At 71.9% G+C, this 20,416-nt stretch carries 17 protein-coding genes; 7 read left to right on the top strand and 10 right to left on the bottom strand.

What is annotated here, in order from left to right; translation table 11 throughout:
* Positions 1-47: 47 nt before the first annotated feature.
* Together J2S58_RS13380 and J2S58_RS13375 are read left to right on the top strand one after the other, a co-directional pair.
* Complete coding sequence (locus J2S58_RS13380; RefSeq protein ID WP_205256629.1) at positions 48-1,040, top strand: ATP-binding cassette domain-containing protein; 993 nt, start codon at positions 48-50, stop codon at positions 1,038-1,040.
* Complete coding sequence (locus J2S58_RS13375) at positions 1,037-1,858, top strand: ABC transporter permease (protein ID WP_205256630.1); 822 nt, start codon at positions 1,037-1,039, stop codon at positions 1,856-1,858. Before J2S58_RS13380 ends, J2S58_RS13375 begins: the two co-directional genes overlap by 4 nt.
* Positions 1,859-1,907: 49 nt before the next feature.
* On the opposite strand, the gene J2S58_RS13370 is transcribed toward J2S58_RS13375, so the two are convergent.
* The 5 genes from J2S58_RS13370 to dnaK all read right to left on the bottom strand — a co-directional run bounded on the left by J2S58_RS13370 (position 1,908) and on the right by dnaK (position 9,680).
* Positions 1,908-5,246 carry an AfsR/SARP family transcriptional regulator gene (locus J2S58_RS13370; RefSeq protein ID WP_205256631.1) on the bottom strand — a complete coding sequence of 1,113 codons (3,339 nt, stop codon included), beginning with the start codon at positions 5,244-5,246 and terminating at the stop codon, positions 1,908-1,910.
* A 65-nt stretch (positions 5,247-5,311) separates the two neighbouring features.
* The gene (locus J2S58_RS13365; protein ID WP_205256632.1) at positions 5,312-5,803 is read right to left on the bottom strand and encodes a heat shock protein transcriptional repressor HspR; all 492 of its coding nucleotides are present in this window, start codon (positions 5,801-5,803) and stop codon (positions 5,312-5,314) included.
* Complete coding sequence (locus J2S58_RS13360; RefSeq protein ID WP_205256633.1) at positions 5,803-7,041, bottom strand: DnaJ C-terminal domain-containing protein; 1,239 nt, start codon at positions 7,039-7,041, stop codon at positions 5,803-5,805. The genes J2S58_RS13365 and J2S58_RS13360 overlap by 1 nt, the downstream gene beginning before the upstream one ends.
* Positions 7,042-7,206: 165 nt before the next feature.
* Positions 7,207-7,827, bottom strand: a complete 621-nt coding sequence (gene grpE, locus J2S58_RS13355; RefSeq protein WP_205256634.1) for a nucleotide exchange factor GrpE — start codon at positions 7,825-7,827, stop codon at positions 7,207-7,209.
* Positions 7,824-9,680, bottom strand: a complete 1,857-nt coding sequence (gene dnaK, locus J2S58_RS13350; protein WP_205256635.1) for a molecular chaperone DnaK — start codon at positions 9,678-9,680, stop codon at positions 7,824-7,826. The genes grpE and dnaK overlap by 4 nt, the downstream gene beginning before the upstream one ends.
* A gap of 376 nt (positions 9,681-10,056) precedes the next feature.
* On the opposite strand from dnaK, the gene J2S58_RS13345 reads away from it, so the two are divergent.
* Complete coding sequence (locus tag J2S58_RS13345) at positions 10,057-10,710, top strand: GAF and ANTAR domain-containing protein (protein ID WP_205256636.1); 654 nt, start codon at positions 10,057-10,059, stop codon at positions 10,708-10,710.
* 9 nt (positions 10,711-10,719) lie between these two features.
* Here the strand turns inward: J2S58_RS13345 and J2S58_RS13340 are convergent, their stop codons facing one another.
* Positions 10,720-12,033 carry an MFS transporter gene (locus J2S58_RS13340; protein ID WP_306828538.1) on the bottom strand — a complete coding sequence of 438 codons (1,314 nt, stop codon included), beginning with the start codon at positions 12,031-12,033 and terminating at the stop codon, positions 10,720-10,722.
* A gap of 225 nt (positions 12,034-12,258) precedes the next feature.
* Here J2S58_RS13340 and J2S58_RS13335 point away from each other — a divergent pair, with 225 nt between their 5' ends.
* On the top strand, positions 12,259-12,933 hold the full coding sequence (locus J2S58_RS13335; protein ID WP_205256637.1) for a DUF899 family protein: 675 nt from the start codon (positions 12,259-12,261) through the stop codon (positions 12,931-12,933).
* A gap of 54 nt (positions 12,934-12,987) precedes the next feature.
* On the opposite strand, the gene J2S58_RS13330 is transcribed toward J2S58_RS13335, so the two are convergent.
* The 4 genes from J2S58_RS13330 to J2S58_RS13315 form a co-directional block, all read right to left on the bottom strand.
* Positions 12,988-13,818, bottom strand: coding sequence for an oxidoreductase (locus J2S58_RS13330; protein ID WP_205256638.1), 831 nt, complete (start codon positions 13,816-13,818; stop codon positions 12,988-12,990).
* Positions 13,819-13,920: 102 nt separating this feature from the next.
* Positions 13,921-14,808, bottom strand: a complete 888-nt coding sequence (locus J2S58_RS13325; RefSeq protein ID WP_205256639.1) for a phosphogluconate dehydrogenase C-terminal domain-containing protein — start codon at positions 14,806-14,808, stop codon at positions 13,921-13,923.
* Positions 14,805-15,602, bottom strand: coding sequence for a sugar phosphate isomerase/epimerase family protein (locus tag J2S58_RS13320; protein WP_205256640.1), 798 nt, complete (start codon positions 15,600-15,602; stop codon positions 14,805-14,807). Before J2S58_RS13320 ends, J2S58_RS13325 begins: the two co-directional genes overlap by 4 nt.
* Before the next feature lie 5 nt (positions 15,603-15,607).
* On the bottom strand, positions 15,608-16,876 hold the full coding sequence (locus J2S58_RS13315) for an MFS transporter (RefSeq protein WP_370881872.1): 1,269 nt from the start codon (positions 16,874-16,876) through the stop codon (positions 15,608-15,610).
* 372 nt (positions 16,877-17,248) lie between these two features.
* Between J2S58_RS13315 and J2S58_RS13310 the strand changes: the two genes are divergently transcribed.
* From J2S58_RS13310 to J2S58_RS13300, 3 genes are all read left to right on the top strand, one after another.
* On the top strand, positions 17,249-17,977 hold the full coding sequence (locus J2S58_RS13310; protein WP_306828535.1) for a FadR/GntR family transcriptional regulator: 729 nt from the start codon (positions 17,249-17,251) through the stop codon (positions 17,975-17,977).
* 70 nt (positions 17,978-18,047) lie between these two features.
* The gene (locus J2S58_RS13305) at positions 18,048-18,920 is read left to right on the top strand and encodes a DUF1684 domain-containing protein (RefSeq protein ID WP_205256643.1); all 873 of its coding nucleotides are present in this window, start codon (positions 18,048-18,050) and stop codon (positions 18,918-18,920) included.
* Between the two features lie 148 nt (positions 18,921-19,068).
* The gene (locus tag J2S58_RS13300) at positions 19,069-20,412 is read left to right on the top strand and encodes a purine-cytosine permease family protein (protein ID WP_205256644.1); all 1,344 of its coding nucleotides are present in this window, start codon (positions 19,069-19,071) and stop codon (positions 20,410-20,412) included.
* Positions 20,413-20,416: the final 4 nt, after the last annotated feature.

Raw genomic sequence — 20,416 nt, 5'->3', positions numbered from 1 at the left:
ATGTCAGCGGCGCGGCGCACGCTCGATCCCGAGCGAAGGAGCAGCACATGACAGCGATCATCGAGGCCCACGGCCTGAAGAAGCGGTTCGGCACCACCCAGGCCCTGGACGGGGTCGACCTGGTCGCCCGGGAGGGCACCGTCCTCGGCGTGCTCGGTCCCAACGGCGCCGGCAAGACCACCGCGGTGCGGGTGCTGGCCACCCTGCTGCAGCCCGACGCGGGCACCGCCACCATCGACGGGTTCGACGTCGTCCGCGACGCCGCGGCCGTCCGCCGCACCATCGGCCTGACCGGGCAGTACGCGTCGGTCGACGAGGACCTCACCGGCACGCAGAACCTGGTGATGATCGGCAGTCTGCTCAATCTGAGCAGCCGCGACGCGAAGGCCCGCGCCGCGGAACTGCTCGAATGGTTCGACCTCTCCGAGGCGGCGGGCCGCCGGGCCAAGACGTTCTCCGGCGGCATGCGTCGCCGACTCGACCTGGCCGCGAGTCTGGTCGGTCGCCCGCGGGTGATCTTCCTGGACGAGCCCACCACCGGGCTGGACCCGGCCAAGCGGGAGGACATGTGGGACGTGGTGCGCAGCCTGGTCACCGACGGATCCACCGTCCTGCTGACCACCCAGTACCTGGAGGAGGCGGACGCGCTCGCCGACGAGATCAGCGTCATCGACCGCGGGCGGGTCATCGCCCACGACACCCCGGACGGCCTCAAGCGGACCCTGGGCGGCCAGCGCATCCGGGTCCGGCCCACCGACCGAACCCGGCTGGCCGACGTGCACCGGGTGCTCGGCGACGTCTCCGGTCATCAGCCGGAGCCCACCGGCCGGGACGAGATGACCGTGGCGGTCGACGACGACTCCGCGCTGACCGCCGTCGTCGGACGGCTGGCCGACGAGCGCATCGCCGTCACCGAACTGTCGCTGCACCTGCCCTCGCTGGACGAGGTCTTCCTGACCCTCACCGGCGACCACCGCGCCGGCACCGCGACCCACACCACCGACAAGACCGACACGACCGACAAGGAGGTGGCCGCATGAGCGTCGCCACCCAACTGCCCCCCGCCCACTCCGCGCCCGCTCCGGCCACCGCCCCCACGAGCGGCGGTTACCTCCGGCACGTGCTGATCCTGGCCCGCCGCAGCCTGATCAAGCTCCGGCACACCCCGGAGGCGCTGATCGACGTCACCGTCCAGCCGATCATCTTCCTGCTGCTGTTCACCTACGTGTTCGGCGGCGCCATCGGCGGTTCCCAGGCCGACTACCTGCAGTTCCTGCTGCCCGGGCTGCTCGGCCAGACCATCGCCACCGCCGGTGTCGCGCTCGGCCAGAACCTGAACGCCGACATCGAGAAGGGCGTCTTCGACCGGTTCCGGTCGCTGCCCATCGGACGGTCCGTCCCCCTGGTCGGCGCGGTCATGGCCGACTTCGTCCGCTATCTCATCCTGTGCGTGGTGACGCTGGCGTTCGGCGTCGTCATGGGCTTCCGGTTCGAGACGAACCCGGTGGCGGTGGTCGCCGCCGTCGGCCTCTCGATCGCGTTCGCGCTCTGCTTCTGCTGGATCTCGGTGTTCGTCGGGATGAAGGCCCGCACCTCGGGATCGGTGCAGGGCATCATGTTCCTGGTCGTGCTGCCGTTGTCCTTCGGCAGCAACACCTTCGTGGATCCGTCGACGATGCCGGGCTGGCTCCAGGCGTTCGTGAACGTCAACCCGCTCTCCCAGCTCGTCACCACCGTCCGGGGCCTGATGATCGGCGGCCCCGTCGCGAGCAGCCTCCTCTGGACCCTGGTCTGGATGGGCGGGCTGCTGCTCGTCTTCGTTCCGCTGGCCCTGCGCGGCTACCGCCGCCGTACCTGAGGACGCGACCACCGCGCCCCGGTCCACCCCTCGGTGGGCCGGGGCGCCGTCATGTCAGCGAGCGCGGGTCCAGCCGGGCCATGGCCGTCGCCCGGTCCAGACCCATTGCCCGCACCACGATCTCGTCGTGGAGGGGACCCAGACGGGCGCGCAGCGAGTCGACCAGCCGCACCAGGGCCAGGTCGCTGCGGTCCTCCCCGCCCTGCAGGAGGTGGGCGACCCCCACCATCCCCGCGGCGGTCTCCGGCATCCCGAGGACCTCGGCCAGACCGGCGACACCGACACCCACGTGGGCGAGGATGGGCAGGTCGGAGGTGGTCAGGGCGGCGTCGTACGCGCGGGTGAGGTCGGCCCGGGCCACGTCCAGGTCGCCGAGTGCGACGGCGATCCGCGCCACGGCCGCCCCGACGACCGCCACGGCATGGCCGTGCATCAGGGTCCCGGAGTGCTGCGCGACCCGCCGGCGCAGGTCGTCGGCCATCGCACCGGCGCCGGGCAGGTCGCCCTCCTCCAGGAGGATCGCGGCGAGCACGGCGTCGGCGAAGAGCGATCGCTCCACGCCCTGGGAGAGCCGGCCGATCTCGGCCCGCACCGCCTCGATGTCCTCCCGGGCCCCCGGCAGGTCCCCGCCCGTCAGACGCAGGGTGGCCAACCGGGTCCGGGCCAGGGTGTCGTCCTCGAACGAGCCCAGCTCGGCCGAGTACCGCGACACCTGCTCGAAATCGGCGATGGCCCCCGCGAGGTCGCCGTCCAACGAACGGACCGAGGCCCGGGCGATGAGGGCCGACGAGATCCCCCACCGGTCGCCGATCCGTTCGAAGTCCGCCAGGGCGGCGTCCGCGTCGGCGCGGATGAGCGAGACGTCGCCCTCGTTCTCGGCGTGACCGGCCCGCCCGATCCGGGTGGCCGCCCGGAGCCAGCCGTCCGAACCGGCCAGGATGGTGGACATCTGCGCATCGCCGGCGTCCCGGTCACCGCCGAAGTAGGCGAGCATGGGCCGCAACACGGTCAGGCCCGGGGTCGGCGGATCCGGCGCCGCGGCGAGCTCGCGACCCAGAGCCGCCAGGTGCACCCGCATCTCGACCCAGCTGAGATCGGACGCGGACTCCTCGTACGCGAGCACGGCGGTGGCCCGGGCGGCCCGCACCCACACCCGGTTCGGGTGGTCGGGGGCGTCGGCGGTGGCGTCGAGCACCAACCCGGCCCAGGCCCCCAGATCGGTGTTCGCGCCGACCATCGTCCAGTACCAGGCCAGGGCGAGCACGAGATCCTGGCTGGCGAGGCGGGTGTCGAGGTCGGGTGACTCGATCAGCGAGCGCAGCGCGGCCAGGATGTTGCCCCGCTCCTCGGCCAGGGTGCGCAATGCCCCCAGTTGCTCCCGGGTCCGCAGCACGGGGTCCAGCGTCCGGGCCAGCTGGGCGTAGTACCGGGCATGGGCGGCGCGGGCCGCGTCCGCCTCGCCCCGCTCCCCCAGCCGCTCCATGCCGTACTCGCGGATGGTCTCCAGCATCCGGTGGCGGACCTGCCCCGCCCCGCCGCCGTTCGTCGTCTCCAGCAGGGACTTGTCGGCCAGGGACACCAGCAGGTCACCGATGTCCGCGGCCGACAGGCGGCCTCCCGCGCAGACGGCGACCGCGGCGTCCACGGTGGCCCCGGCCGGGAACACCGCGAGACGTTCGGCCAGCAGGGCCTCGTCGGGGTCGAGCAGGTCCCAGCTCCAGGCGACCACGGCCCGCAGCGTGCGGTGGCGCGGCATCGCGGTCCGGCTCCCGCCGGTGAGCAGCCGGAACCGGTCCGACAGGCGCGCGGCGATCTCGTCCACCGAGAGCACGCGCAGCCGGGCCGCCGCCAGCTCGATGGCCAGCGGGAGCCCGTCCAGCCGCCGCACGATCTCGACGACCCCGCCGACCGTGCCCCCGTCGACGGTGAAGTCGGCCGCGACCGCCCGCGCCCGTTCGGCCAGCAGCTGCACCGCCGGATACCCCGTGGCGTCCGCGGCCGAGACGCCCTCGGGCGGCACGCCCAGCGGCGGGACCACGCAGAGGGTCTCGCCGAGGATGCCGAGGGGCTCCCGACTGGTGGCCAGCACCCGGACGTCCGGGCACTGCGCGAGCAGCCGGTCGACGAGCGCAGCGACCGGACCGACCAGGTGCTCGCAGTTGTCCACCACCAGCAGGCAGTGCGACTCGGCGAGCAGATCGACCAGCTGGTCGCCGGAGTCCCGGACGGCGCGGTCCGGCCGGCGATCGACGGCCCGGGCGTCCAGCGCGCCGAGGGCGTCCAGGAACGCCTGACCCAGGGCGGTGCCGTCGGTGACCGGCGCGAGCTCCACCATCCACACGCCGTCCGGGGCGGCGGGCAGGACGTGGCGGGCCACCTCGGTGGCCAGCCGGGTCTTGCCGGCGCCACCCGGTCCGATGACGCTGACCAGGCGGCTGGTGGTCAACAGCCCGGCGACCCGGTCGACCTCGTCCTGTCGGCCCAGGAAGCTGGTCAGGCCGGCGCGCAGATTGTGCCGCCCGGTGGCCGGAGCGGGGGGCGGCGTCGGGTCGGCGACCGGAGCTGCTGCGGCTGCGGCTGCGGCTGTGGTTGTGGTTGTGGTTGTGGTTGTGGCTGTGGCTGTGGCGAGCGGGATCTCACCGCGTAGGACGGCCAGGTGCACGGCCCGGGTCGCCGCCCCGGGGTCCACCCCCAGCTGATCGGCCAGTGCGGTCCGGAGTCGTTCGTAGAGGGCGAGCGCCTCGGCGGTGCGCCCCGCCCCCGCCAGTGCGCGCATGAGCAGGGCCACCGGCCGTTCCCGGGTGGGGTCCTGCTCGACCAGGACGGCCAGCTCCACCAGGGCGTCGGCGCTCCGACCGATCTGCAGCAGCGCCTCGCCCCGGTCCGCGGCGGCCTCGTCGTGGAGCTCGGCCAGACGCCGGACGGGGGCGAGCGCCCAGAGCGCATCCCCGGCATCGGGCAGTGGCGTGCCGCGCCAGAGGGCGAGTGCCTCGGTCAGCGTGTCGGCCGCGTCCTGGGCCCGACCGCCGGCCAAGGCACGGCGGCCCGCGGTGACCAGGTCGTCGAAACGCCCGGCATCGACGTCGGCGGCACCCACGGCGAGGCGGTAACCCCCGGGTGCGGCGGGCAGCAGGGCGGGATCACCGAGGGCACGGCGGACCCGGGAGACCAGGGACTGCAGGGCGTTCGTGGGATCCACGCCGGGCCCGGCCGGCCACACCGCCTCGACGAGTGCGGCCGCGGTGACGGCGTCCGGGGCGGCGACCGCGAGGCGGGCGAGCAGGGCGCGGACCCGGCCCCCGGTGACGGGTACCGGGCGGCCGTCGAGGACGACCTCGAGCGGGCCGAGAATGCCGACCCTCAGGCCGGCGCCGTCTGCGAGGTCCACGTCCGTCCCCTCGTTCGCCCGTCGTCCCGCATCATGCACCCGCGGCCGGACCCGGCCGGCGGGGCTCAGCGCCGCGGTGGGCGCTGCCAACTGACCAGGGCCGTCCCCACGGAACTCCACGGGACGACGTCGCGCCGGAGACCGGCGATGGCGTTGGCGGCGGCGTTGGCCGCGTCCATCCGCGACTCGACGAGATCGTCGCGCAGCTGGTTCATCTCGGCGGTCAACTCGCCGAGGCGCTCGCGCAGCGCGTCGACCTGGGCCTCGAGCTCGATGATCCGGCGGATGCCGGCCCGGTTGACGCCGTCGTCCTGGCTGAGCTTCTGCACCTCGCGGAGCAGCTCGATGTCGCGCCGCGAGTACCGCCGCCCGCCACCGGAGGTGCGCCCGGGCGAGACCAGGCCCTCCCGGTCGTAGGACCGCAGGGTCTGCGCGTGCATGCCGGCCAGCTGGGCCGCCACCGAGATCACGAACAGCGGTGCGTCCACCTCGAACCCGTGCGGGTGGTCCGGCCGCGGCCGGTCACCGGGGTCGCCGGAGTTCAGCGGGCCGGTCATCACGACCCGCCACCGGCATCCCGGGAAGCCAGCGCCCGGGTGATCGCCTCCCGCGGGTCGTCGGTCTGCTCCTCGGCGAAGGTGGTCAGCGCCTCCTGCGCGGCCGACGAGAGCCGTTGCGGGACAGCCACCTCGACCGTGACGATGAGATCGCCGGTGCGGTCCTTGCGCTTGACCCCGGCGCCCTTGACGCGGAACTTGCGGCCCGACGCCGTCCCCGGCACGACCCGCAGGCTGACCGCACCGTCCAGCGTGGGCACCCGCAGGGTCGTCCCCAGGGCCAGCTCGGGGAAGGTGACCGGCACGGTCAGCGTCAGGTTGTCCTCGGAGCGGCCGAACAGCTCGTGGGCCGAGACGTGCACGACGACGAAGAGGTCACCGGGCGGGCCGCCGGCCAGTCCGGGTTCACCCTTGCCGGCCAGCTTGATGCGCTGCCCGTCGGCCACGCCGGCGGGGATGCGGGTGGTCAGCGTGCGGGTCTTCGTCACGGTGCGCTCGCCGTGGCAGGTGGGGCACGGGTCGTCGATGATCGACCCGGTGCCGTGGCAGTTGTTGCACGGCTCGGAGAAGGCGAACGACCCCTGGTTGCGGTTGGTCATCCCGGACCCGTGGCACACCGGGCACTCCCGCGGGGTGGTGCCGGGCCGGGCGCCGATGCCGTGGCAGGTGTCGCAGGTGCCGCGTTCGGTCAACCGCAGCGGCACGGTCACCCCGGTCACCGACTGGTCGAAGGAGATGCGCACCTCGGTCTCGAGGTCGGCGCCCGGGCGGCCCCGCTGGGCCCGCTGGCCACCGGCCGCGCCGCCGGCCGCGCCGCCGGCCCCGCGATTGAACAGCCCGGAGAAGATGTCCGAGAACCCGCCCGCACCACCACCACCCGCGCCACCGCCGGCGCCGGCGTTGCGCAGCAGGTCGTTGATGTCGAAGCCGCCGGCGCCGCCCATCGGGCCGGCGCCGGGACCGGGACCACCCGCGCCGCCGAAACCCCGGAACGCACCCGAGGCCATCAGGTCCCGGGCCTCGTCGTACTCCTTGCGCTTGGTGTCGTCGGAGAGCACGTCGTACGCCTCGGACGCGGCCTTGAACTTCTCCTCGGCCTGCTTGTTCCCGGGGTTCTTGTCCGGGTGCAGATCACGGGCGAGCTTGCGGTACGCCTTCTTGATCTCCGGAGCGGTGGCGGTCTTGGACACCCCGAGTTCGGTGTAGAAGTCCTTCTCGTAGTAGTCCTTCGCGCTCACGCGGCTCCTTCCCGTGCCGTGGCCCGCGCCCGGTCGTGTCCGGTCGTGCGGGGTGGTGCTGTGCTGTGCCGGCGGGGCCGCCGGGCTCCGGTCGGGGCGACCGGGTCGGCCCCCGTCCCGACACGAGGGTCGGGGACGGGGGCCGGGCGGTGCTGGTGCGGTCGATCAGGCGGACGGCGCCGGATCGGCGGCGACGTCGCCGGCCGGACCGGTGACGACGACGACGGCGGGGCGGACCAGGCGGTCCCCCAACCGGTAGCCGCGACGGAACACCGAGGTGACGGTCGGCTCGGAGACCTCGGCGGAGGTCTCGAACTGCACGGCCTCGTGCTGCGCCGGGTCGAAGGCATCGCCCTCGGCCCCGACCTGCTGCAGGCCGAGCTTGGTCAGCCCGGCCGTCAGCTTGTCGGCCACCGCCTTGAACGATCCGGTCAGATCGCCGTGGGCGCCGGCCCGCTCGATGTCGTCCAGGATCGGCATCAGATCGGTGATGACGGAGGCCTTGGCCTGCGTCACCGTCTGCTCCCGGTCGCGGTCGACCCGGCGGCGGTAGTTGGCGTACTCCGCCGACACCCGCTGCAGATCCGCCGTTCGTTCGGCTGCCTCCTGGCGGGCCAGGTCGAGCTCGAAGGCCTCGGACGGGAACACCGTCAGATCCTGCTCGGCACCGGCCGGGTCACCCGGGACGTCCTGCCCGGGGAACGGGCCGGACCCGGACCCGCCGGCCTGGGCCGACGGGCCGGTGGGATCGGCTGCGGTGGGGTCGTTCTCGGAACGGGCCGTCACTTCTTGCCCTCGTCGACGATCTCGGCGTCCACGATCTCCTCGTCGGCCTGGCCGGTGAACGAGCTCGAACCCTCGGCACCGTCGGCGCCGGCCGCGTTCGCGTCGGCCTGGGTCTGCGCGTACAGCGCGGAACCGAGCTGCTGCGACTCGTTGGCCAGCTCCTCCACGGAGGACTTGATGGCCGCCACGTCGGAGCCCTTGAGGGCGTCCTGGACCTTGGTGAGCGCGGTCTTGGTGCGCTCCTTCGGGTCCTCCGGCAGCTTCTCGTCGTTGTCCTTGAGGAACTTCTCGGTCTGGTAGACCAGCGCCTCGGCCTGGTTGCGGACCTCGGCCTCCTCCAGACGCGCCTTGTCGTCCTCGGCGTGCGCCTCGGCCTCGCGCATCATGCGATCGATGTCGTCCTTGGGCAGCGCGGAGCCACCGGTGATCGTCATCGACTGCTCCTTGCCGGTGCCCAGATCCTTGGCGCCGACGTGCACGATGCCGTTCGCGTCGATGTCGAAGGTGACCTCGATCTGCGGCACGTTGCGGGGTGCCGGCGGGAGGCCGGTCAGCTCGAACATGCCGAGCTTCTTGTTGTAGGCGGCGATGTCGCGCTCGCCCTGGAACACCTGGATCTGCACGGAGGGCTGGTTGTCCTCGGCGGTGGTGAAGATCTCCGAGCGCTTGGTCGGGATGGTGGTGTTGCGCTCGATGAGCTTGGTCATGATGCCGCCCTTGGTCTCGATGCCCAGGGACAGCGGGGTGACGTCGAGCAGCAGCACGTCCTTGACCTCGCCGCGCAGCACACCGGCCTGCAGGGCGGCGCCGACGGCGACGACCTCGTCCGGGTTGACGCCCTTGTTGGGCTCCTTGCCGCCGGTGAGCTCCTTGACCAGCTCGGTCACCGCGGGCATGCGGGTGGAACCGCCGACCAGCACCACGTGGTCGATGTCGCCGACCTTGACGCCGGCGTCCTTGATGACCTGGTGGAACGGGTTGCGGGTGCGGTCCAGCAGATCGGAGGTGATCTTCTGGAACTCGGCGCGGGACAGCGACTCGTCCAGGAAGAGCGGGTTCTTGTCACCGTCGACGGTGATGTAGGGCAGGTTGATCGACGTGTTCTGGCTGGAGGACAGCTCGATCTTGGCCTTCTCGGCAGCCTCGCGGATGCGCTGCATGGCCATCTTGTCCTTGGTCAGGTCGATGCCGTTGGCCATCTTGAACTTGTCGACGAGCCACTTGACGACCCGCTCGTCCCAGTCGTCGCCGCCGAGCTTGTTGTCGCCGGCGGTGGCCTTGACCTCGACCACGCCGTCGCCGATCTCCAGCAGGGACACGTCGAAGGTGCCGCCGCCGAGGTCGAAGACGAGGATGGTCTGCTCCTGGTCGCCCTTGTCCAGGCCGTAGGCCAGGGCCGCGGCGGTGGGCTCGTTGACGATGCGCAGGACGTTGAGGCCCGCGATCTCGCCGGCCTCCTTCGTCGACTGGCGCTGGGCGTCGTTGAAGTACGCGGGGACGGTGATGACGGCGTCCACGACGGGCTCACCCAGGTAGGACTCGGCGTCGCGCTTGAGCTTGCCGAGCACCCGGGCGGAGATCTCCTGCGAGGTGTACTTCTTGCCGTCGATGGCGTCGGTGGTCCAGGTGGTGCCGACGTGGCGCTTCACCGAGCGGATGGTGCGGTCGACGTTGGTGACCGCCTGGCGCTTGGCGACCTCGCCGACGAGCACCTCACCGTTCTTGGCGAAGGCGACGATCGACGGGGTGGTGCGGGCGCCCTCGGCGTTGGCGATGACGGTGGGCTCGCCGCCCTCCAGGACCGAGACGACCGAGTTGGTGGTACCGAGATCGATACCGACGGCACGCGACATGCGTTCCTCCTGTGACGACCCGCCGTGCGGCGGGGGTGGTGGGCACGGTCCGGGGCGGATCCGCGCCGACTGCTGCGATCAAGACCTGTGACTGGTGAACTGAGGGAACTGACCTGACCGAGCCCGGCGCGACCGAGTCCGGCAGACCGGCCCGGACCTGAGTCCGACCGGCTCAACTTCCAGTGAACCAGATCCCGCGATCGTCCGCAATGTGACTTGCGTCGACCCGGCTCAACTTTGCTGCTGTCCGGATTCAACGGTCGTCCTGCATGGATATTCCCGAGATTTCCTGGGGCGCACCCCTGGTTCCGCGAGCGGAGCGGTGGCAGCCTTACGGCGTTCTCCGGGAGTCCCGAACGACGACGAAGGGGTGTCGATGACCCTGGCACCTGAGGTCGCCGACCTGGCCGTCCGATGGGTGCCGGCCGCCTGCACCGTCGGCATCACCGCGAGCCGGGACGGGCGGATCACGCTCTCCGAGGGGGCCAACCCCCTCGGTCGTTGGCTGAACCACCTGGAGGCGGAGTTCGCCCAGGGCCCGACCTGCGACGTGCGGAACCGCGGCGAGACGGTCGTCGTCGCCGATACCGCCACCGAGCCCCGCTGGGGTCAGCTCCCCGGGGAGATGCGCGACGCCGGGGTTCGTTCCCTGCTCGCGGTTCCGGTCGAGCTCCCGCCCGACGGTCGCGGCACCCGTGCCGCCCTGGCCCTCTACTCCGACCTGCCGCGCGCCTTCGAGGACGGCCGGGGGCGCGGTGATCTCCCCGCTCTGCTGGCGGCGGTCCGGGACGCGATCACCGCGACCCCGACCGAACCGGACCGGGTGGCGAGTGTCGTCGACCTGCAGACCGCCCTGGTCGGGCGCTCCGTCGTCGGCCAGGCCGTCGGGTTGGTCATGGGCCGACGCGGCTGCACCGCCCGGGAGGCCCGGGCCCATCTGCGCCGACTGGCGGCGCTCGAGGGCATCCCGCTGGTGCGGGTGGCGCAGGACCTGGTCGACAGCCTGGGTCCGCCGACCGCCCAGCCATGACGGCACCGATCAGGGCGTGAGGTCCGCTGCGGCCGCCCCGGTCACCGGCGCGGCGGGCGTCCCGCCGGGCGGGGGTACGGGGGGCACCGACCGGCGCAGTCCGATCGACAGCACCGCGGCGACCACGCAGAGGCCCGCCCCGCCCAGGAAGGCCCAGGTGTAGGTGCCGAACTGCTCGCGGATCACACCGGCACCGAGCGCCGCCGCAGCGGCCCCGAGCTGGTGGGCGGCGAACACCCAGCCGAAGACGATGGTCCCCCGGTCGCCGAAGATGCGACGACACAGCACCACCGTCGGCGGCACCGTGGCCACCCAGTCCAGGCCGTAGACGACGATGAACGCCAGCATGCTCGGGTGCACGGACTCGGCCAGCAGCAGCGGGAGCAGGGCGAGACCGACTCCCCGGAACACGTAGTACCCGAGCAGCAGATACCGGGGATCGAACCGGTCGGTGAGCCAGCCCGACGCGATCGTCCCGGCGATGTCGAACACGCCGACCACGGCCAGCAGACCCGCCGCCGTCGTCGTGGCCATCCCGTGGTCGTGCGCAGAGGGGATGAAGTGGATGCCGATGAGCCCGTTGGTGGTGGCCCCGCAGATCGCGAAGGCACCGGCCAGGGCCCAGAACGACCGGTTGCGCATCGCCGTGCGCAGGGCGCCCAGCGCGACCCTCGCCGCGCCGCCCGCCGGCGGCGGCGGATCGACCTCGATCGGCGTGCCCGGATCGGCGCCGTAGGGCCGGAGGCCGAGATCGGCGGGCCGATCGCGCAGCACCAGCACCACGACGGGCAGCACGGCCAGCGCCGCGCCCGCCACGACCAGCGAGGCGACCTGCCACCCGGTCGACTCGGCGAGGGCGGCGACCACCGGCAGGAAGACCAACTGCCCGGCCGCCCCGCCGGCGGTCAGGATGCCCAGCACCAGGCCCCGCCGCCTCACGAACCAGGCGTTGGCCACGGTCGCCGCGAAGACCAGGGCCATCGACCCGGTGCCCAGCCCGATGAGCAGCCCCCAGGTCAGCACCAGCTGCCAGGCCTGCTGCGCGAACACGGACAGACCCGCGCCGGCCGCGGTGAGCAGCAGGGCCACCCCGGTGACCCGGCGCAGACCGAACCGCTGCATCAGCGCCGCCGCGAAGGGAGCGGTCAGCCCGTACAGCACGAGGTTGACGCTGATGGCGGCGGACATGGTCGTCGTCGACCAGCCGCGTTCCTCGTGCAGCGAGACGATGAGCGGACCGGGGGCAGCCCGGAACGACGCCGCGCCCAGGAGCGCGACGAACGCCACCCCGGCCATCACCCATGCGGGATGCACTCTGCGCACGGCCCTGTCCTCGCTGATCGGCAGCCGCCCCGGCCGGGCTCGAGGGCCGGCGGAGCGGGGCCGCGGGACGGCCCGCAGCGATGGTGGCCCCTGCGTGCCCTCCCGCGATACGGCCACTTGCGCATCGCTGGCCTGCTCGGTGCGATGAGATCCGGGTCCGGCGACGGTCGAACACCGGAGAACGGGCGTGACACGCGCGCCCGGTCGCGACGACGGGAGACACAGATGTCCGGACCCGCCCAGCCCAGCGCCGCCCCGCCGGTGGTCGACCGTGACCGGTTCGACGCGGCCCTCGCCGCGCAGATCGAGGCCGAGAAGGAGGTGACGCGCCACGACGACCGGGTCTCGGCGAGCCGCCGCCGCCTGCCCATGGTGGAGGTGCAGGACTACGTCTTCACCGGCCCGGACGGACCCGTCCGGCTGACCGACCTCTTCGGCGACCAGCACGTGCTGCTGATCCAGAACGTGATGTTCGGGCCGGACTGGGACGCCGGATGCCCGAGCTGCACGTGGGCGGTGGACAACCTGCCGGCGAACATGTCCCGGCTCACCGACGAGGGGATCGCCTTCGCGATGGTGTCCCAGGCGCCCATCGACAAGCTGGAGGACTGGCGGACCCGGCGGGGCTGGGACCACCGCTGGGTGTCCTCGTTCGACACCAGCTACCACCACGACTGGGGGTGGACCGCGACCGACGCGGAGGGCCGCGAGGGACAGCAGCCCGGGTACTCCTACTACCTGCTCAAGGACGGCCCGCCGTACCTGACGTACATGACGAAGGCCCGCGGTACGGAGGCGATCCTGCCGGTCCCGCACATCATGGACCGGACCGTCTACGGCCGCCGTCAGGACTGGGAGGACAGCCCCGACGGCTGGCCGCAGGAACCCACCTACGGCTGAGCGGGAGCCCCGATCCGACGACCGGGGCCCCCGATCGTCGAACCGGCCGCCGGATCAGTCGTCGAAATCGGTGCTGCGGGACAGGGTCTCCCAAGTGTCGACCTCACTGCGCAGCGCGTCGAGCGCGGCGCGGAACCCGTCGGAGGCGTCGTTGCCGAGCAGCAGCATGAACGGCGGCTCCGCGCACTCCACCGCCTCGATGAGCGCCGCGGCGGCCTTGGTCGGGTCGCCCTTCTGGGTGCCGTGCACCGTGTCGTTCTCCTTGCGGCGCTTGCCGGCGGTGTCCGCGTAGGCCGGGATCGCCTCGGCCGACTGCCGCAGCGAACGCCCGGCGAAGTCCGTCCGGAACCCACCGGGCTCGACCACCATGGCGGTGATGCCCAGGGGCGCCAGCTCCTTGCGCAGCGAGAGGGTCAGCGCCTCGATCGCGGCCTTGACCGCGGCGTAGTACCCCGATCCCTCCGGGGAGATGCGGGCGCCGATCGACGACAGGTTGACGATGGTGCCCGAGCCGCGCTCGCGCATGCCCGGCAGGACGGCCTTGATGGTGCGCACGGTGCCGAACACGTGGGTGTCGAACAGCTCCCGGACGGGGCCGTCCTCCCCCTCCTCCACCGCGGCGCGATAGCCGTAACCGGCGTTGTTGACGAGCACGTCGATCCCGCCGAAGCGGTCCTGCGCAGCCTGCACCGCCGCGTGGACCTGCGCGTCGTCGGTGACGTCGAGGGCCACCGCCAGCGCGGTCTCCGGGTGGGCGTCGGCGAGATCCTGCACGGCGGTGACGTCGCGGGCGGTGACGACCGCGTTGTCACCGCGGGCCAGGACGGCGTCGGCGAACGCGCGACCGAGGCCGGTGGAGCAACCGGTGATGAGCCAGGTGGACATGGGCCCTCTTCTTCGAGTGACGGGTGATGACGGCCCCAGTCTGCGCGCCGTCGACCGCCCCCAATCACCGAGCGGGGGCCGGCACCCCCGCCCGGCCCGGGCTCACGCCTTGGGCGTGACCGCGTCCACGTCGAGCTTGAGCATGCGGGCGATGTTCCCGTTGAGCTCGCTGTCGTCGAAGATCTTCTTCCAGTCCGGCTTGATCAGGGTGTCGCGGCCGTAGTCCATGGCGATGAGACAGGCCTCGGAGAAGGGGTTGTCGCCGCGCAGGCCGTTGGCCAGGGCCACCTGGATGTGTCCGAAGAGCATCGCCTTGGCGGCGGGCTCGGGGACGCCGACGGTGTGCACTGTCTCCTGCAGGGCCTCGTTGAGCAGGGCGCCGATCATGCAGGCGACCGTCTCGACCAGGGTGGGCTCGAGGACGGCGAGCTGCTTGACCGTCACCCAGTGCACGTCGACCACCGGCGCGTACATGGCCCGGATGACGGTCTCGGCGGCGGCGCGCTGCTCGTCGGTGCCGGCCTCGAGGGCGGCCACGACCTCCTGCGGCGCGGCGATGCCACCGAAGGTGTCGGCCCACTGCTCGGCCGTGGTCCGCTGGTAGAACACCGACGGGTGGCAGGGGTGGGCGACGGCGAAGCAGATGTCCTCCCGCTCGGCCAGCAGACCGGCGTAGGCCGCGGCCGGGTCCAGGGTGAGCACGATGCTGCCGGATCGCATCTTCGGGACGAGGTCGGCCGACACCGCGCCGAGGATGCGGTCGGGCACGGCCAGGATGACCACATCGGCCTGGGCGACGGCGGTGTCGGAGTCGGTGATCTCCCGACCCTGCTCGCTGACCCGGTCGCGACCGGCCGGCGAGTTCTCGCTGTAGTGCACGGTGTGCCCGGTGCGCTGCAGGTTGTTGGAGACCCGCATGCCCATCTTGCCGCCGGCGCCGATGACGGCGATGGTCAGGGAATCGGTGCGGGTGTCGGGTGCAACGGTCATGACGCGCTCCTCAGGTAGGAAAGGTTGTGGTCGGTCCACTGCTGTTCCAGGGCGCAGGTCGCCCCGGGGGTGCCCTGCCACGGCAACCAGTGCTCGATGATCTGGCTCAGCCCGCGGGCCGCCGGGTCGATCCGCTCGATCATCGCGCGGTAGTCCAGCAGGCCCTCACCGAGCGGCGCGCCGACCAGCGTGAAGCCGACCCAACCGTCCTGGCGGGTGAAGCGAAAGTCCTTGATGTGCATGTTCACCACGTACGGAGCCACCCGGTCGATCACGTCGGCCGGCAGTTCGAGCGCCGCCACGCAGTTCGCCGGGTCGGAGCAGATGCCCAGGGCCGGGCTGTCCACGGTGCGGACCAGGTCGACCAGATCGGTGGACGACACCTGCTCGTAGGTCTCCAGGGCGATGCGGACCCCGGCCCGTTCGTACGCCGGCAGCACCTCGCCGAGCAGATCGACCGCCTCGGTGATGCCCGGCCGGTGGTCGGCGGTGTTCAGCATCGACCGCACGATCACCGCGTCCAGCCGTCGGGCCAACTCCAGGTAGCGCGACAGGTGCTGCGGGACGACCCCTCTCGTCCCCAGCTCCAGCCGTACTCCCCCACGCTCGGCCTGCCGGCGCAACGCCTCCAGGGCCTCGTCGTCGAGCGCGGCGACAGCCGGGTAGTCGCAGATCTGGAAGACGCCGACGCCCTGCTCGGCGGTGTCCGCGATCATCTGCCCGAGGCTCATCGGCGTCTCCGCCTGATCCGAGGCGCGCCAGAAGTAGGCGTAGGTGCCCAGTCCGATCGTCACCGGGATCAGTGCACCTGGGGCAGCTGGTCGGCCGTGTCGGCCGTGGGGGCCGGTGCCCGCCGGGACAACGCGACCATCAACCCCGCGGAGACCAGCAGCAGCCCGCCGACCACGAACATGGGCAGGTTGTAGGAACCCGAGGCGTCCTTGAGCCAGCCGGTCACGTACCCGGCCGCGAAGCCGGCGATGTTGCCGAACGAGTTGATCAGGGCGATGCCGGCCGCGGCGGCCGCACCGGTGAGGAAACGGGTCGGTACGGTCCAGAAGTTCGGCAGCGCACCGAAGATGGCGCACGCGGTGACGGTGATGACGGCGACCGTGGCCGCCGGCGAACCCATGTACAGGGCGACGGGGATGCTGACGCCGCCGACGACGGCGGGGGCGGCGATGTGCCAGGTGCGCACACCGCGGCGCTGCGCGTCCCGCGACCAGAAGTAGAGGAACACCGCGGCCGGGAGGTACGGGATGGCGGTGATCAGGCCGCGCTCCAGGAACCCGAACTTCGTCCCGAACTGCGCCTCGAACCCACTGATGATGGTGGGCAGGAAGAAGGCCAGGGCGTACAGGCCGTAGATGAACCCGAAGTAGATGAAGCACAGGGTCCACACGCGACCGTTGGTGAAGGCCGCCTTCAGACCGCCGCCGTGCTTGGCGCCGCTGGTCTTGGTGCTGGCCTCCTTCTCGAGCGCGACGGTCAGCCACTGCTGCTCGTCACGGTTGAGCCACTTCGCGTCGCCCGGCCGGTCGGGCAGGTAGAACCACGCGATGACGCCGACGATGATCGCCGGGATCGCGACGACCAGGAACATGAAGCGCCAACCCTCGAGGCCGAACACGCCGTCCACGCCGAGCAGGGCGCCGGCCAGCGGGGCACCGATCACCGTGGTCAGCGGCTGGGCCAGGTAGAACAGCGCGAGGATCTTGCTGCGGTGCGCGGCGGGCACCCACAGGCTCAGGAACAGGATGGCGCCGGGGAAGAAGCCGGCCTCGGCCACACCCAGCACGAACCGCAGGATGTAGAGCTGCTCGACGTTCTGCACCCAGGCGAAGAGCGCTGCCACGATGCCCCAGCTGACCATGATGCGGGCCAACCAGCGGCGGGCACCGAAGCGGTGCAGGGCCATGTTGCTGGGGACCTCGAGGAAGATGTACCCGATGAAGAAGACGCCGGAGGCGAAGCCGAACTGCGCGGCGGTCAGCCCCAGATCGGTGTTCATCCCGTTCGGGCCGGCGAAGGAGATCGCGGTCCGGTCGAGATAGTTGATGAAGAACATCAGGGCGACGAACGGCACCAGCCGGGTCGACACCTTCTTGATGGTCGATCTCTCGACCGAGGTCTTCGCTGCCAGGTCCACGATGACTCCAGGGATGTACGCGGCTCCCGCGGCGCTGCTCACGGGAACCGACGGGCCGATGCCGCCGGTCGAGGAACCGGCGGGACGGGACCTGGAGACCGCCGCGGCGCAGGTCTGTCGTCTGCGAAAACGGTAGGGCCAGACCGTCAGGTGGTCAATTGGTCGACCAATTGACCACTCGTTCGGCCCAGCCCGCGTCGGCCGCTGCCGTGGCTACACTGCGGCGAACCCGCCCACCGACCCCGAAGCCGGGCCGTCGGGCGTGCCCAGGCCGGAAGCGAGGTGACCGCGGTGACGCCACCCGCGGCCGAGGCGTTCCAGCCGTCGCCGGTGGAGCGCTACTCCACGGTGGGCGCCGTGGCCAAACAGCTGCTGACCCACCTGACCACCGGCCACTTCGCGCCCGGCACCCGACTCCCCGCCGAACGCACCCTGGCCGCCTCGCTGGGCGTGGCCCGGTCCACGCTGCGGGAGGCGATGGCCGCCCTGGACGTCCTGGGCATCGTCGAGGTGCGCCCCGGGTCCGGCTCCTACCTGACGTCGGACAGCTCGGAGATGCTGCCGCAGGCGCTGAAGTGGAGCCTGCTGCTCGGCCAGCCCCGGACCCGGGACCTCATCGAGGTGCGGGAGTACCTCGAGGTGATCACCGCCCGGCTGGCCGCCGCCCGGGCCACCGAGGAGGGCATCGCCCGACTCGGCGTGCACATGGACGGGATGCGTTCGGCCGGCGGGGATGTCGAGGCGTTCGTCCGGGCCGACATCGCCTTCCATCTCGAGGCCGCGCACCTGGCCGGGAACACCGTGCTGCAGGACATCCTGCACAGCGTCCGATCGCTCCTGCAGGTCTGGTTCGACCGCACCCTGCGCGTCCCCGGCACCCTGGAGGAGACCCTGCTCGAGCACGAGGCGGTGTTCCAGGCGATCGGCAGCCGCTCCCCCGAACTCGCCGAGGAGCGGATGAAGGCCCTGATGGACGCGGCCGACCGGCGGTTGACCGCCTCCATGGCCGACCTGGACTGAGCCCATCAGGAGTGCCGACACCGATCACCCCGTCGGACGGCCCCGGCCGATGGTGATCCAGGATGGGCGCATGGCCGACCCGCACCCGTCCTCGCCCTCCACAGACACCGCCACAGCCACAGCCACAGCCGCAGCCGCAGCCGCGCATCTCGCCTGGCAGCAGGAGCGCCTGCAGCAGGTGTCCGGTCCGGTCGGCAACACCGCGCTGATCGACTACCAGCCCGTCGGGGCCGAACCGGCGGCGGTGCGCGGACTCCCGGCCACGGTGCGGCGGGTCCCCGGTGAGAACGGCGTCCGCGTCACCCCCACCGGGCCGGTCCGGCTGCACACGGCCGCCGGCGTCACCCCGCTGACCGGGGAGACCCTGGTAAACCGGCTGGGCGTCGAGGGCCTCCCGCTGTTGAGCTCGGGCGGGATCACCGTGGACGTCTTCGGGCTCGACGCCACCGCCGTCGAACTGCGCATCTACGACGCCGCCGCCCCCACCCGGCTCGCCTTCGCCGGGATCGAGGTCGCCGAGTACGACCCGCGCTGGGCGGTCGACGCGGTGTTCCGTTCGTCCGGCGAGATCCAGCGCGTGCCCTGGGGGTTCACCCGCGCGTCGGACGACGGCCACACCAAGGCCGTGCCCGGCACCGTCGAGGCGACCATCGAGGGAGTCCCCTCCGTCTTTACCGTCTTCGCCGACGGGAACCACCTGGTGCTGGTGTTCGCGGACGCCACCACCGGGCGGAGCAGCTACGCCCCCGGCCGTTTCCTGCGCTTCCCGGCCGTGCCCGACGGCGCCGCCCTCACCCTGGACTTCAACCGGGCGATCGTGCCGCCCTGCGGGTTCAGCGACTTCTACTCGTGCCCGATCCCGCCGGCGGAGAACCGCATCGCGGCCGCCGTCGTGGCCGGTGAGCTCCGAGCCCGGCGATCCGGCGAGCAGAGTTCGCACTGAGCACCTGAGCACCCGGTCATCGGGCCGTCACATGCCCGTGTGCAGTCCGCACATCCAGGCCGAACCGATCGACGCCCTGCACATGGCCCACCGGAGTGTGACGACCTAGCGTGATCAGCACTTGTTGCGATCACCCCGAGGAGCAGTCATGGCGGCAGGCGCCACGAGCAGTGCCCACATCGACGACTACACCCTGTCACGGGTGCCGACGACCGACCGGAGGCACTGGTTCCCCATCGCCGTCCAGCGGTTCGGGCAGATCTCGGCCCTGTCGCAGTTCCTGCTGGGCGCCACCCTCGGCTACGGCATGAGCTTCAGCAACGCCTTCCTGGCCATCCTGCTCGGCTCGATCATCGTCGAGGTGATCATGTGCCTGGTCGGCATCATCGCCCAGCGCGAGGGGCTGAACACCGCACTGCTGGCCCGCTGGACCGGCTTCGGCGAGGTCGGCGCGTCCATCGTGGGTCTGGCCGTCGGCATCAGCCTGATCGGCTGGTTCGGCATCCAGTCGGCCATCGCCGCCGACTCGCTCGGCTCGCTGATGCCCGGCGCGATGCCCGGGTGGGCCTGGAGCCTGATCTGCGGCCTGGCCGTCACCGCCATCGTGGCGTTCGGGTTCAAGGGCATGCAGGTGCTCGCCAACATCACCGTGCCGCTGTTCCTCGTCCTGGTCGCCTGGTCCGTCATCGCCGAGCTGTCCCGGCACGACCTGGGTGACCTGCTGTCCAGCGCACCGGCCGGGCCGCAGATCTCCATCCTCACCGGATCGGGCATCGTGGCCGGCGGCGTCATCGTCGGCGCGATCATCACCGGCGACATGACCCGGTTCAACCGCACCCCGGCCGATGTCGTCAAGCAGACCGTGGTCGGGGTGAGCCTGGGCGAGTTCGTCATCGGGCTGTCCGGCGTCCTGCTGGCCCACGCCGCCCGCAGCGGCGACATCGTCGCCATCGTGACGTCGTCCATCGGTTTCATCGGGCTGCTCATCGTCATCACCGGCACGCTCAAGATCAACGACTGGAACCTCTACTCCGCGTCGCTGGGCCTGCTCAACTTCGTGTCGGTGGCCTTCCGCCGCCAGCTGCATCGCGTCCCGGCCACCGTCATCCTGGGTGTGGCCGGCACCGTGCTGGCCGCGGCCGGCATCCTCGAGAACTTCATGCAGTTCCTGATCGTGCTGTCGGTCGTCTTCCCGCCCATCGCCGGGATCATGGTCGCCGAGTACTTCGTGGTCCGCCGTTGGCGGCCGGACCTGGAGTCGAGCCGGCAGAGCGGGGCGCTGCCCGCCACCGCACCGCGGCTGGTCCCGGCCACCCTGATCATCTGGGCGCTGTCGTCGGTCATCGGCTACTTCGTCACCTGGGGCATCCCGTCGGTGCTGAGCCTGGTGCTGTCGATGGTGCTGTACATCGTCGCCGGCCGGCTCGGCCTGGTGACCGGTATGGGGGAGACCCGGACGCCGGAGAAGGCCGCGGAGCGCACCACCGTCTGAGCCG

The sequence above is a fragment of the Nakamurella flavida genome (genome assembly GCF_030811475.1).
GTDB classification, from domain to species: domain Bacteria; phylum Actinomycetota; class Actinomycetes; order Mycobacteriales; family Nakamurellaceae; genus Nakamurella; species Nakamurella flavida.
This window is presented reverse-complemented; position numbering and strand designations above follow the sequence as displayed.

What these genes read in the sequence shown, in the direction of transcription:
- J2S58_RS13380 (WP_205256629.1), top strand. Translation starts at nt 48, where the DNA reads ATGACAGCGATCATCGAGGCCCACGGCCTGAAGAAGCGGTTCGGCACC.
- J2S58_RS13315 (WP_370881872.1), bottom strand. Translation starts at nt 16,876, where the DNA reads ATGTTCTTCATCAACTATCTCGACCGGACCGCGATCTCCTTCGCCGGC.
- J2S58_RS13325 (WP_205256639.1), bottom strand. Translation starts at nt 14,808, where the DNA reads ATGACCGTTGCACCCGACACCCGCACCGATTCCCTGACCATCGCCGTC.
- J2S58_RS13335 (WP_205256637.1), top strand. Translation starts at nt 12,259, where the DNA reads ATGTCCGGACCCGCCCAGCCCAGCGCCGCCCCGCCGGTGGTCGACCGT.
- J2S58_RS13375 (WP_205256630.1), top strand. Translation starts at nt 1,037, where the DNA reads ATGAGCGTCGCCACCCAACTGCCCCCCGCCCACTCCGCGCCCGCTCCG.
- J2S58_RS13345 (WP_205256636.1), top strand. Translation starts at nt 10,057, where the DNA reads ATGACCCTGGCACCTGAGGTCGCCGACCTGGCCGTCCGATGGGTGCCG.
- J2S58_RS13330 (WP_205256638.1), bottom strand. Translation starts at nt 13,818, where the DNA reads ATGTCCACCTGGCTCATCACCGGTTGCTCCACCGGCCTCGGTCGCGCG.
- J2S58_RS13365 (WP_205256632.1), bottom strand. Translation starts at nt 5,803, where the DNA reads ATGACCGGCCCGCTGAACTCCGGCGACCCCGGTGACCGGCCGCGGCCG.
- dnaK (WP_205256635.1), bottom strand. Translation starts at nt 9,680, where the DNA reads ATGTCGCGTGCCGTCGGTATCGATCTCGGTACCACCAACTCGGTCGTC.
- J2S58_RS13305 (WP_205256643.1), top strand. Translation starts at nt 18,048, where the DNA reads ATGGCCGACCCGCACCCGTCCTCGCCCTCCACAGACACCGCCACAGCC.
- J2S58_RS13300 (WP_205256644.1), top strand. Translation starts at nt 19,069, where the DNA reads ATGGCGGCAGGCGCCACGAGCAGTGCCCACATCGACGACTACACCCTG.